At 74.1% G+C, this 12,729-nt stretch carries 10 protein-coding genes; 3 read left to right on the top strand and 7 right to left on the bottom strand.

Annotation, left to right across the window (positions count from 1 at the left end; translation table 11 throughout):
* A partial coding sequence (gene efeU, locus DEJ25_RS05485) for an iron uptake transporter permease EfeU (protein ID WP_220033171.1) occupies positions 1-1,589 on the bottom strand: 1,589 nt, incomplete at its 3' end.
* 70 nt (positions 1,590-1,659) lie between these two features.
* Between efeU and DEJ25_RS05480 the strand changes: the two genes are divergently transcribed.
* A complete protein-coding gene (locus DEJ25_RS05480) occupies positions 1,660-2,514 on the top strand; it encodes a trimeric intracellular cation channel family protein (RefSeq protein ID WP_110904541.1) in 855 nt (284 codons plus the stop codon).
* A 284-nt stretch (positions 2,515-2,798) separates the two neighbouring features.
* Positions 2,799-3,437, top strand: a complete 639-nt coding sequence (locus tag DEJ25_RS05475; protein ID WP_111044018.1) for a TetR/AcrR family transcriptional regulator — start codon at positions 2,799-2,801, stop codon at positions 3,435-3,437.
* Positions 3,438-3,479: 42 nt separating this feature from the next.
* Here DEJ25_RS05475 and DEJ25_RS05470 read toward each other — a convergent pair whose 3' ends face one another.
* The 5 genes from DEJ25_RS05470 to DEJ25_RS05450 all read right to left on the bottom strand — a co-directional run bounded on the left by DEJ25_RS05470 (position 3,480) and on the right by DEJ25_RS05450 (position 10,472).
* Positions 3,480-5,819, bottom strand: coding sequence for a DUF3488 and transglutaminase-like domain-containing protein (locus DEJ25_RS05470; RefSeq protein WP_146240621.1), 2,340 nt, complete (start codon positions 5,817-5,819; stop codon positions 3,480-3,482).
* Entirely contained in the window at positions 5,816-7,150 is a 1,335-nt protein-coding gene (locus tag DEJ25_RS05465) for a DUF58 domain-containing protein (protein WP_111044016.1), read from the bottom strand. Before DEJ25_RS05465 ends, DEJ25_RS05470 begins: the two co-directional genes overlap by 4 nt.
* Positions 7,150-8,079: a MoxR family ATPase gene (locus DEJ25_RS05460; protein WP_110904674.1), complete on the bottom strand. Its 930-nt coding sequence runs from the start codon at positions 8,077-8,079 to the stop codon at positions 7,150-7,152. Before DEJ25_RS05460 ends, DEJ25_RS05465 begins: the two co-directional genes overlap by 1 nt.
* A gap of 135 nt (positions 8,080-8,214) precedes the next feature.
* Positions 8,215-9,252, bottom strand: coding sequence for a sugar phosphate isomerase/epimerase (locus DEJ25_RS05455; RefSeq protein WP_110904675.1), 1,038 nt, complete (start codon positions 9,250-9,252; stop codon positions 8,215-8,217).
* Positions 9,249-10,472 (bottom strand): Gfo/Idh/MocA family protein, encoded by a 1,224-nt coding sequence (locus DEJ25_RS05450; protein ID WP_111044015.1) that lies wholly within the window; start codon positions 10,470-10,472, stop codon positions 9,249-9,251. Before DEJ25_RS05450 ends, DEJ25_RS05455 begins: the two co-directional genes overlap by 4 nt.
* A 114-nt stretch (positions 10,473-10,586) precedes the next feature.
* Between DEJ25_RS05450 and DEJ25_RS05445 the strand changes: the two genes are divergently transcribed.
* The gene (locus DEJ25_RS05445) at positions 10,587-11,615 is read left to right on the top strand and encodes a LacI family DNA-binding transcriptional regulator (RefSeq protein WP_110904629.1); all 1,029 of its coding nucleotides are present in this window, start codon (positions 10,587-10,589) and stop codon (positions 11,613-11,615) included.
* A 48-nt stretch (positions 11,616-11,663) separates the two neighbouring features.
* On the opposite strand, the gene DEJ25_RS05440 is transcribed toward DEJ25_RS05445, so the two are convergent.
* Positions 11,664-12,671 (bottom strand): glycosyl hydrolase family 18 protein, encoded by a 1,008-nt coding sequence (locus DEJ25_RS05440; protein ID WP_258366337.1) that lies wholly within the window; start codon positions 12,669-12,671, stop codon positions 11,664-11,666.
* Positions 12,672-12,729 lie beyond the last annotated feature (58 nt).

Genomic DNA, 12,729 nt, shown 5'->3' with positions numbered 1-12,729 from the left:
GGAGATGTGTATAAGAGACAGCGGGTGGGGGTGGTCGAGGGGACGGTCGAGTCGGGCAGGCCGAGGCGACGGCGGTCCCGGAGGGCGAACAGCACCTGCGCTGCGGCGGCGATGCCGAGCGCGAGGGGCAGCCAGCGGGTCCAGAGGGCCAGCTCCGCGGTGTGGGTCCGGTCCGCCGCCAGGGCGGCGGTCGTCCGGTGGACGGTGGCGCGCGGGACGGCCCAGACGGTGCGGTCGAGGGTGCTGGTCCGGGCGGTCGGGAGGCCCCCACCGGTCAGCGTGAGCACCGAGCGTTCCACGCGGCTCGCGTCCACCACGCCGCCGTCGGCGCTCCACAGCGTCACGGTGTCGCGGGTCGCCCAGGAGGCCCGGTACGGCCCCGGCGCGCTGCTCGGCGAGATGCCGACCGGGATCCGGCCGAACAGCTGCACGAGGTCGTCGAGCGTCAGGGTGGCGGGCTGGTCGGTGTCCGCTGCGTCCGAGGGCGCGCGGTCCGACGTCAGGCGCCACCGGGCGGTCGCGGTGCCGGCGCGCACGACGCGGCGGTGGGCCGATGCTGGGAGGGTGATCCGGGCCTCCCGGCCGGTGCTGCCGGTGCTGCTGCCACCGACGCGGAGGCTGGCGGAGGACCCGGAGACCCGTGCGGTGACGGACGAGGCGTCGCCGGTGACCCGGGCAGTCGCGGGGACGTCGGGGTGACCGGTCGGCACGGCGACGGCGAGCGCGAACGCCGCGACCACGAGGCCGGACGCGACAGCGATCCGGACGGCGGGGACGCGGACGACCGACGGCTTCCAGCGGCGCGGCCAGAGCGACAGGGCCAGGACCGGGACGACGTAGAGCACCCAGCCGAGCACCTCGACGACCCGCGGGTCCGGCGGGATGCCGAGGACGCCGGTGACCAGGGCGCCCCGCACGGACCCGTTCGGGGCGAGCCAGGCGAGGTCGACGGTGCGCTGCTGTCCGATCACGACCCAGCCGGCCTCGTGCGCACGGCGGAGCACGGTGAGGACGAGTCCGGCGGCGACGAAGACCAGGAAGACACCCGTGCCGGTGAAGAACTTCGCCAGGTCCAACCGGACGCCACCGGTGTAGATGCCGTACCCGATGACGACCGCCGTCGCGATGCCGACCACCGCGCCGACGGCGGCCGGTCCGGTGTCGCTCGACGCCTGGAAGGTCGCGAGGAGGAAGACCGAGGTCTCGAAGCCCTCCTTGAGGACGGCGAGGAACGCCATGCCGGCGAGTGCCCACGCGGTGCCGCGACCGAGGGCGGCGGAGGCGCTGGCCTCGAGTTCGCGGCCGAGGTGCCGAGCGTGGCTCCGCATCCAGACGATCATCCCGGTGACGAACACCACCGCGACGATGCCGATGAGCGCCTCCATGGCCTCTTGCTGCGCCTGCGGGAGCGCCTGCTCGACCGCCTGCAGCCCGAGCCCGACGGCGATGCTGAGGAGCACGGCGACGCCGACACCGGTCCACATCGGGCCGAGGGGCACGCGGTTCCGACGGAGGAACGCGGCGATGATCCCGACGATCAGGGTGGCTTCGAGGCCTTCACGGAGACCGATGACGAGTGTGGCGAGCATGACGAAGGTGAGGCTAACCTAACCGGCGCACGAACCGCCAGCGGAGGACGCGTGCGCTTTGATGGTCCTCATGAACCTGCTGACGGTGGACGGCCTCGCCGCCGTGACGAACGTGCTCGACCTCGCCGGGGTCTTCGCGTCCGCACTGCTCGGTGGCGCGGTGGCACGGTCGATGGACTTCGACCTGTTCGGCTTCCTCGTCGTGGGGTTCGTCTCGGGACTCGGGGGCGGCATGCTCCGCGACGTCCTGCTGCAGGACGGACCGCCGGTCGCGCTCACCGACCCGCTCTACGTCCCGGTCGCAGTGGCCGGGGCGCTGGTCGCGTTCTTCGTGTCGTTCTCCGAGCGCGGGTGGGACCGGCTGTTCACGTTCCTCGACGCCGCCGTCATCGGGTTCTGGGCGGTGGTCGGGGTCCAGCGCACGTTCGACGCGGGGCTCGAGTGGCCCGCCGCGATCATCATGGGGACCATCACCGCGGTGGGCGGCGGGGTCGGGCGCGACCTGCTGTTGCGCCGGGTGCCCGCGGTGTTCGGCGGCAACGCCCTCTACGCCTCCGTCGCCGTCGCTGCGTCCGCCGTGATGGTCGGGGCGTCCGCGCTCGGCTCCCCGACGATCGGCATCGTCGCCGCCGTCGTGTTGTCGCTGCTGCTGCGCTGGGGAGCCGTCCGCTGGGGCTGGGGTCTGCCGAACGGCCGCAACTGGCAGCCGCAGTCCCAGCTCGCCTCGCTGCTCCGGCGCGGCCGCGGGCGGGGACGGACGCCGCGACCGGTCCGTCCGGGTGCCGCCCGGTTGCTGCGTCGCCCCGGGCAGCGCGCCGGTGCGGGCGGCGTGCACACCGGGAGCATCCGCATCGACAGCGTCCACACCGGCACCCTGCCCGTCACTCCGGACCAGCCACACCCCGTGGAGCACGGCGAGGACTGACCCGCCGCCCTGTGCACGACGACCACCAGGTCGTACACTCGAGACCGCCGGGTATCGACCCGGCTGCACTCCCTCCGAGGACGGACCGACGTGACCCGAAGACGGCGGTCCTGACGCCGGGTGTGCAGGCACCACGTGTCGGCACGAGGGGCAACCGCTCCGCGCGGGATCAGCACGCGGCGCGGTCCCCCGGGCCCCCCGCCGGCTCCCCGACCGGGCCCACCCGCACCGGCCCCACCCGCACCAGCTCCATCCGCACCAGCAGAGTCCCGGAACAGGATCCGATGACCGACGCAACCGAACCGGCAGGCCCGGACGCACCGGAGGACCGCACGACACCGGTCCCGCGGACACCGCGATCCGAGGTCCGGGAGCGCCTGCTCGCGGCCGGCTCCCGGGTCTTCGCCGAGCAGGGCGTGCACGAAGCGCGGCTCGACGCCGTCGCCGCCGCCGCGGGCTTCAGCAAGGGCGCGGTCTACTCGAACTTCTCGTCGAAGGAGGACCTGCTCGCGCAGGTCATGCAGCGCGCCACGAACCGGGTGCTCCAGTCGCTGCAGGAGCTCATCGGCATCGACATCAGCGCGGCCGACGTCGGTGACGTCGTCCGGGCCGCGTTCGGACGACATGACCAGAGCGCCGAGTTCGCCCTGCTCTCCGAACTCCGCGCCTACGCCATCCGCCACCCGGAGTTCATGCCCGAGTTCGTCCGGCAGCGCCGCACCCTGCAGGACGGCGTCCGGGAACTCGTCCACACCTGGTTCGCCGCGCACCCCGAGGTCGACCCCGGCATGCCGCTCGACACCTTCGCGACGATCCTCATCGCCACGAACTCCGGCATGGTGTTCGACGCCCCCGCCCTCGACGGGATGAACCCGGGCGAGGCCGTCGCGACGATGGTGGAGGCGGTGCTCCGGCCGCGCTGAACCGCCGGCGTGGCCCGCGGGTCAGCCCGCTGCCGGCGCGGGTCAGCCCGCTGCCGGCGCGGGTCGCCCGTCCGACGGACGGCCCGAGGGCAGCAGGCTCGGCGGGAGCAGGCGGGACCGGACCACCCGGCCACGCGAGACCGCGCCGTCCAACGCGGTGCGGGCCTCCCGGACGGACCGGAGGAGTGCCTGCGTGTCCGCACGGCCGTCGACGGCGAAGCGCTCGTGGTCGACGGCGTCCACCACGGACTGCAGGTGCGGCAGCACCGACGCCGGCACCACCGTCCGGAGGCGACCGAGGACGCCCCGTGCGGTCCGGGCGACGGCGGCTGCGTCCCCGGGTGGTGCCGAACCGGGTGCGAACCCGTGGTCGGCGACGTCGTCGAGCAGTTCCCGCCACGCGGTGACGGCCGGATGCCGTCCTGCCGCGACCGCGCCGAGCCGACGGTGCCGTCGTCCCGCTCGGACCGCGCCGGGCGCGACGAGCACCGCGAGGGCGACGAGCACGCCGACGAGCACACCCCACGGGGCACCGCCACCACCGGCACTGCTGCCGCCCGCAGCCGCGGAGGTCGGTGTCGACGAGGCCGATGCCGAGGCCGACGGCGCCGTGGTCTCACCGGGAGCGGGCAGCGGCGTCTCGGTCGGGGCGGGCGCCGACGTGGCGGACGCCGAGGGCTGCGGCTGCGCGGCCTGGTCGGAGTCCGGCGTCGGCTCGAACGACACCCATCCGGCGCCGCGGATGTACAGCTCCGGCCACGAGTGCAGCTGGCGGTTCGACACCGTGTACTGGCCGTCCTCGCGGCTGGCACCGGCGCGGTAGCCGACGGCGACGCGCGACGGGATGCCGAGGGTGCGGGCCATCACGGCCATCGCGGACGCGAAGTGCACGCAGTACCCCGAGCGCTCCTGCAGGAACCGCGCGACGACGTCCATGCTGTCACCGTCGTAGCCCTGCTCGACCGGCGCCGTCTCGGAGTAGGTGAACAGGCCGCTGCGGAACCACTGCTCGAGAGCCCGGGCCTGCCCGTAGTCGGTGGTCGCGCCAGCGTCGACCCGGGCCGCGGTGGTGCGGATCACGTTCGGCAGGTCGTCGGGCAGCTCGGTGTCGGTGCGGAGCTGCGCCCGGGACGGCGCGACGAAGCCACGACCGTCGGCCTGGGACAGCCGGCCGGAGGCGGCGATGGCGTCGAGGTACGCGCTCGCGGACACCGAGGCGCCGTACGCCTCGTAGACCGCACCGCGGCGGGTCGCCGGACCGGCGGAGCGGACCGTGTTCGTGTCCCCGGACCAACGCCACTGGGCGAGGTCGAGGTTCGTCGACTTCGACTCGACCGACATCGCCCCGGCGGGCAGCGGCAGGTAGTTGCTCGACAGTCCGGTGATCTGCACCGTCACGTCACCACGGTCGGCCAACCGCGGGTTGACTCCGTCCACCCGACGGGACTGGTCGGCGGTGTCCGCGGTGGAGGCGTCGGTGACGGTCGGCACCCAGTCGCCCGTGCCGAACTCGTCGAGGTCCGCGAGCTTGAGGTACTCCGGTTGCCCGTCCGAGGACCGGTACCGGAAGACCTCGAGCTCGCTCGGTCGGCGGAGGTCCTGGCCGAGTTCGAGCAGGGTGCCCGGGCGTCCGGGCTGGATCGGTGACTGGATCGCCCCCGTGACGCCGGAGAGCCAGCCGGCGTCGATCGGCACGAGGACGGGCAGTCCGATGGCCACGACCAACCCGATGACGCCGACGACGGCAGCCGGGAAGACCCGTTGCACCGGCCGGACCGACGTCCACAGCAGCGCGAGGAAGGCCAGCGCGGTGGACACGACCAGCCACCCCGACGGGGCCTCGCCGGTGATGATGCCCGGCACCAGGAGGATCACGAGTGCGGGTGCCGCGGCCAGGGCGGCGGTCGGGGCCACGGCTGCCAGGAACAGCGAGGCGCCCGCCACCCAGGCGATCGCCACCGTCACGATCAGCCGGATCGAGTCCGTCTGCGGCAGCGGAGCCGGGTTCAGGCGGATCGCCGCGAGCGTCTGCCCGAGCGCGCCGTCCCGGTCGAGCCAGCCGAGCGGTGCGGTGTCGTTGAGGAGCGCCGCGGCGCAGGAGCCGAGCACGAGCGTCGCGACGAGCGCCACGAAGCGGACGCCGCGGGGTCGGGTCCGGACGGCGAGCAGGACGGCGACGAGCACGGCGGTGAACACCACGCCGGACAGCCACCACGAGATCCCCTGCACGAGCGGGCGCATCGCCAGTGCGGCGACGAGGACGGGCACCGGGGCGAGGCCCACGACCCAGGTGCCGGGGGTGTCCGGGCTGCGGTCGTCGCGGTCCAGGACCTCACGGACGTCGACGTGCTGGCGCTGCCGGCTCGGGCTGGTGGCGGTCACCGGCTGCGTCCGCTCACGGTCGTGCCGGGCACCGGCACCACGAGCACGCGCCACCCGGCGCGGTCCATGATCCCGCGGACGACGGGGTCGGGGGCGACGACGGTGACGAGCACCCCGCGGCTCGACCCGTTCGTCGCGGAGACGAGTCCGGCCGCCTCCTCCGGGCTGCAGTGCCCGGTGACGACCGCGGTCATGCCGTGCACGTCACGACCGCGGACGCCGTGCAGCACGTCGACGGGGTCGCGCGAGTCGGACCGGGCCTGGACGTCGGCGAGGCCCACGAGCACCTCGGACAGACCACCGGCGTCGCCGCTGTGGCGGACGTCACCGCCGGGACCGTCACTGACGAGTGCGACCCGGGACGTCCGTGCCGACAGCGCCCGGGCGACGCTCGCCGCCACCACGACCGCGTGCTCGAACGCCTGGTCGCCGCCGAGGTCGGACAGTTCGGACAGGTCGTCGCGGCCGAGCTGCTGGTACGAGGAGCGGCGCACGTCGAGGGCGACCACGGCCTCCGGCGGCTGCGCCTGCGTGGTCTGACGGACGTGCAGGACGCCGCGCTTCGCGCTCTGTCCCCAGTGCACGCGGCGGATCGGGTCACCCGGACGGTACGGGCGGAGCTCGCTGTCGTCGGCCGATCCGCCCTGTCCGACCCGGCCCTCGTCCGCGGAGACCGCGCCGGCGAGCGCACCGGTGTCGAGCGCGGCGAGCGGCGTCGTCCCGGGGACCACGACGACCTCCTCGGCCGGGACGACCGGCCGGTCGATGCGGAGCAGCCCGAACGGGTCCTCGACGCGGATCGTGACCGGGCCGATGGACGCTCGCCCGCGGTGGATCGCGAGGGCCTCGACGTCGAGGACGGCCGGCGGCTGGCCGGGTCCGATGGTGACGAGCGACGCCGCGTCACCGGTGCTCACGAAGAGGTCGTCCAGCTGTTCGCTGACCAGCAGCGTGGACCGCGGTGCGAAGCGCACCCCGGAGCCCCGGAGCGTGACCCGCTCCCGGTAGACCTCTCCCACCTGCACGGTCGCGCGCGGTGCCGACCGGGAGGCCCGGAGCGGCGCCGCCACGGCCAGTGCGGTGACGACACCCGCGACGACGAGCACCAGGAGCAGGAGACCCGCGGACACGGCGACGCTCATCGACGCCACCAGTCCGCCGCCGACGAGCCCGATGCCGACCGCGAGGACCGTCCAGCCGCGCAGCGTCGGGCGTGGGAACGGGGTCCGCCGCAGCATGCCGAGCCCGCGGCGTCCGATGCGGGACAGCGCCGAGCCGGCCGCGCCCGCGCGGAGCGCGATCGGACGGGCAGCGGGGCGCTGGTCGGCCATCAGGAGCGGACGGGGGTCGCGGTGAACGGCACCGCGGTGTCGGAGACGATCCGGACGACGATCTCGCGGGCCGTGTCCTCGGCCGAGCCGCCGAGGCCGCGGGCGACCGGGACGAGCCGGTGTGCCAGGACGACCGGCGCCAGGGTCGCGACGTCGTCGGGGGTGACGAAGGGCCGGCCGAGGAGCGCCGCGTGCGCACGGGCTGCCTGTGCCAGGTGCAGGGTCGCGCGGGGGCTGGCGCCGAGGAGCAGGTCGGGGTGCGTGCGGGTGGCGCGGACGATCTCGACGATGTACGCCTCGACGTCCGGCGCGACGTGCACCGTGCGCACGGACGCGATCATGGCACGGAGCGTGTCGACGTCGACGACGGGGCGCAGGTCGGCGAGCGGGTCGTGCCCGCCTCGGGCCGCGAGCATGCGCCGTTCGGCACCGGGGCTCGGGTAGCCCATCGCGATGCGCGCCATGAACCGGTCGCGCTGCGCCTCCGGCAGGGGGTACGTGCCCTCCATGTCGACCGGGTTCTGCGTCGCGACGATCATGAACGGGGTCTCGAGGGGCCGGGTCACGCCGTCGACGGTCACCTGGGACTCGGCCATCGCCTCCAGGAGCGCCGACTGGGTCTTCGGGCTCGTGCGGTTGATCTCGTCACCGATGACGACGTTCGCGAACACCGGACCCGGCGAGAACCGGAAGGCGCCGGACGACTGGTCGTAGATGTTCACGCCGGTGACGTCCGAGGGCAGCATGTCGGAGGTGAACTGGATGCGGCTCACGGACCCGCCGACCGAGGCACCGAGGGCCTTCGCCAGCACGGTCTTGCCGACGCCGGGGACGTCCTCGACGAGCAGGTGTCCCTCGGCGAGCATCACGGTGAGGGCGGTGCGGATGGCCTCGGTCTTGCCGTCCACCACAGTCGCGACCGACGCCATGACGGCCGCACCCGCGTCCTGGATCCGGTCGATCGGGACGGTCTGGTGGGTCAGCTCCGGCACGCAGGTCTCCTCGCCGCTGGGTCGATGTCCGGCGATGCTACAACGGCCGAGTGAGCGCAACCGGAGGATGCGTCACCGATCGCGCAGCGCGGACGGGACATGCAGTGCGGACGGGAGGCGCAGTGCCGCGTCCGCGGCGAGCAGGACCTCCGCCGCCACCCTGACCCCCTCCTCCCGCCCGAGCTCGGTGTCCTCGTGCTCGATGTTGACGAGCATGTCCGGGTCGACCTCGTGCAGCGCGCGGAGGAACTCGGTCCAGAACGCGGTGTCGTGCCCCTTCCCGAGCGCCACGAAGTCCCACGCGGACGGCTTCGGCCACTCGTTCGCCCACTCGTCGCCGCCGAGGTTGGTGCGCGGCTCGTCCGGTGACAGTCGTCGGAACGAGTTGTCGAGCACGCCGTTGATCGCGGCGTGCGGGTTGATCCGGACGTCCTTGGCGGCGGCGTGCAGGACGAGCGGGCCGAGGTCGCGGACGACGGCGACCGGGTCCATCTGCTGCCAGAACAGGTGGCTGGCGTCGAGTTCCACGCCGGTGTTCGTCAGGGCACCGCGTTCCACGAGTTCCCGGACCGACGCCGGGTTGAAGACGAGGTTCTGCGGATGCAGCTCGAGCGCGACGTGCACCCCGTGCTCCCGGGCGAACGCGTCGATCTCCTGCCAGAACGGCACCGCGATGCTCCACTGGTGTTCGAGGACGTCGAGCGCGGCGGAGTTCCAGGCGTTCACGACCCAGTTCGGACGGGTCCCGCCGGGCTCCCCCGCCGGCAGGCCGGACATCGTGACGACGCGGGTCTGCCCGAGGCGGGCGGCCAGACGGATGCTGCGTCGGATGTCCTCTGCGTGCGCGGGGCCGATCGCGGGGTCGGGGTGCAGCGGGTTGCCGTTGCAGTTGAGTCCGGCGATCGACACCCCGGTGCCGTCGAACTGCTCGAGGAAGGCGTCGCGAGCCGCGTCGTCCGTCAGGATCGCGTCGATGTCCGGCACGTGCACCGGGGGCAGGAAGCCGCCGGTGTTCAACTCGATCCCGGTCAGGCCGGCCCGACGGACGGCGGTGAGTGCGTCGGCGAGGGACCGGTCGTGGAAGACAGCGTTGTACAGTCCGAGCTTCATGCGCTGACCGTCGCCGTCGTGTCGGCGGTGCACCGGGCCTCCACCGTGACCGTGCGACCGCCGTCGGCGGCCGACGCGGTGACGGCGGCGAGGACCTCCATGTTGTGCACGCCGTCGTGGAAGGTGGCGTTCGTCGGCAGGGGGTCGGCGACCCCGGCCACCTCGTCGAGGAAGGCGCGGGCCTGCACCTCGAACATCTGGTTCTGCCCCCAGCCGACGCCGGGTGCGTCCATCGCCATCCCGCCCGCGACGTAGGGGTGGTCGGGGCCGAGGACGACCTGCCGGTACCCGCCCAGGCGGCTGCCGTCGCTGCGGAGGGCGAGACCGATCTCGGCCGGGCGCTCCTGGTCCCAGCGTGCCGCCCCGTTCTCGCAGAACACCTCGACCACCAGGCCGTTCGGGTGCGCCGTCGTGACGCGCGAGACCTCGAGGGAGCCGACACCGGCACCGAAGCGAGCGGCGAAGGTGGCGTAGTCGTCGTTCTGCACGCGTGCCGTCTCCCCCGTGAGCGGTGCCCCCTGCCCACGGAGCGCGTGTCCGGCTGCGACCGGGCGCTCGGTGATCTCGGTGGTGAACAGTCCTCCGCTGACCTGCGTGACGTCCCCGGCCAGGAACTCGGCGATGTACGTCAGGTGGGACCCGACGTCGGCGAGCGCACCGGTGCCCGGGGCGCCGGCGTAGCGCCACGAGAACGGCACGTCGGGCGAGGAGCCGTAGTCCGTCCAGTACCGTCCGGAGAGGTGCCGCACCCGGCCGAGCGTGCCGTCGCCGACGAGCTCGCGGATCGCGGCGAGGCCGGGGGCGCGGCGGTAGGTGAAGCCGATCCGGGCGGTGATGCCCCGTTCCGCTGCCCGGTCCGCGGCGTCGGCCATCGCGCGGGCGTCCTCGAGCGAGTCGGCGAGCGGCTTCTCGCAGAGGACGTGCTTGCCGGCGTCGAGCAACCCCTCGACGATCTCGCGGTGCAGGCTGTTCGCGACCACGACGCTGACGACGTCGATGTCGTCCGCCGCGGCGATCGCCCGCCAGTCGTTGTCGTGCCGCTCGTACCCGAACCGCCGCGCCGCCTGCTGGGCGAGTGGCTCGTACACGTCCCCGACCGACACGAGTCGGACGGGCGGCAGGACCGGGTCGAAGAGGGTCGGGGCGGTCCGCCATGCGGCCATGTGGGCCTTGCCCGCCATGCCGGCTCCGATGACGGCGACGCCGATGGGCTCGCTCATGTGCACTCCTTCGTGACGCTGCGACCGTCGCTTCTGGAACGTTCCAAAGGCGGTGGCTACACTGTAGGCGCAGGAACCCATGTCCTGTCAATCCCCCGTCTCGCAGGAGGTCCCGTGGCCGAGCGCCCGCCGACGATCATCGACGTCGCCGCCCGCGCCGGGGTCTCGAAGTCACTCGTCTCGATGGTCGTGCGCGGCGACCCGGGCGTCTCCCCCGCGCGCCGCGCGGCCGTCCTCGCCGCCGTCGCCGAGCTCGGCTACCGCACGAACCGGGCCGCGGCGATCCTCGCGGGCACCAGGACCGGCACCGTCGGGGTGGTCGTCGACGACTTCCGGAACCCCTGGTACGTCCCGATGCTCGACGGCATCCGGGAGGTCCTCGCACCCCGCGGACTCCGACTCACCCTGGCCGACGGCGCCGCGAACGCGCACCTCGGCGCCTCACCCTTCGACGACCTCGTCTCGCTGCGGGTCGACGGCGTCGTCCTCGCCGCCGAGTCACCCGACGGTCTCCTGGTCCCACCCGACCTGCCCGTCGTCGTCGCCGGCGAGCGCGCGGTCCGCCCCCCGGACACCGACACGGTCGCCTCGGACGAGGCCGCCGGCGGGCGACTCGCCATCCGCTACCTCGTCGACCTCGGCCACCGACGGATCGCCCACCTGACCGGGACGGGAGGCTCGGCCACCGCCCGCCGCGTCGCCGCCGTCGCCGAGACGGCCCGCTCCGGCATCGTCCCGGTCGTCGCCGGCGACGCCGGCACGGACGAGGCCGCCGGGCACCAGGCGGCCCGGACCGTGCTCGCCGAGCACCCGGACGTCACCGCGTTCTTCGCCGCGAACGACGTCATGGCGATGGGTGCGATGGCCGCCGTGCTCGAGGCCGGACTGCGGGTGCCGGAGGACGTCTCGGTGATCGGGCACGACGAGACCCCGCTGGCGTCGTCACCCCTCGTCGGCCTGACCACGGTCGATCCCCACAACGACGAGGTCGGACGGCGTGCGGCGGCACGGCTGCTGGTGCGGCTCGACGCTGCCGCCGGGCAACCGGACGGCAGCGCCGCGGCACCGGCCCCGGCGCCGACGCGGTCACTCGTGGAACCGTCACTCGTGCTCCGGCGCACCACGGGACCGCCGCCGTCCTGACCCGCTGAGCCGAGATCCGTGCGGCGCCGGGCTCCGGTGCCCCGCGGATCAGCGCTCGGGCAGAGGCGACAGGTTGAGCGACCACATCGCGACGCCGTGCGCACCGAGCTCACGGGCCAGGTCCCGGCGTGCGGCGTACGACCGGTCGTCGGACCAGTGCAGCTGCCGGCCGTCCTCGAGCGTCGCCGACCACTCCCCCGTGCGGTCCGACCACACCGCCCGGTCGCCGGCCAAGTGCGCTGCCCGGGCTGCCGGGATCGGGGCGGCGTTCGCACCGGGCCCCCACGCGTAGCCGTAGCCGGCGATGCCGACGTCGATGCGGTCTGCGGTGAGCCCGCCGTCGACGGCGGTGCGCACGGCCTTCCGTGTCCACGGCAACGACCCGATCGTGCCCGGACCGCCCCACGGCCCGTGCTGGTCGTAGGTCATCAGGACGATGCGGTCGAGGTGCGGGGCGAGCCCGGCCAGGTCGTAGCCGCGCGAGCGGTACTCCGCCGGGTCGGTGGAGGACATCATCGCGATCGAGACCTCGGCGTCGTCCCCGAGCCGCTCGCGGACGGCACTCCGGAGCGCCCGGGTGAAGGTGACCAGGTCGGCCTGGTCCTGGGAGCGCATCGACTCGAGGTCGATCTGCACGCCGTCGGCCCCGAGGCGAGCCGCCAGGTCGACGAGCCCGCCGACGACACGCTCCCGGTTCGTCGGCGACGACAGCAGCGCCGTGGCCGCTTCGGGCGAGAAGTCCCCGAGCGTCGATGTGTAGTTGCTGAAGAGCACCTCGGTCCGGGCCCCGGCGTCCGCGGCGACACCGACGAGTTCGCCGACGTCGCCCGAGGTCGAGAGCAGGTGCGTGCCGTCGTCGGCCAGCGCCGCACCGTCCACCCCGATGACGTCTGCGCCGCGGCCGACGGCGGTACGCACGCGGTCGGCGGCACCACCTCCGGGTTCGACGTAGCCCTCGATGCCGCCAGCCGAGCCACGGGTGCCGTCGGCGCTGCAGCCCGAGAGCAGCACGGCGGCGACCGCCATGGTCGCCGCTGCCGTCGTCATCCGTCGCATCACCCGATGACCGTAGCCGGTGCGTTCGGGGGCGCGCTCCGGGCGGCCGGTGGACCGA

The sequence above is a fragment of the Curtobacterium sp. MCPF17_011 genome (assembly GCF_003234145.1).
Lineage (GTDB): Bacteria > Actinomycetota > Actinomycetes > Actinomycetales > Microbacteriaceae > Curtobacterium.
The sequence above is the reverse complement of the archived record's forward strand: the minus strand, read 5'-3'. Positions and strand labels throughout refer to the sequence as shown.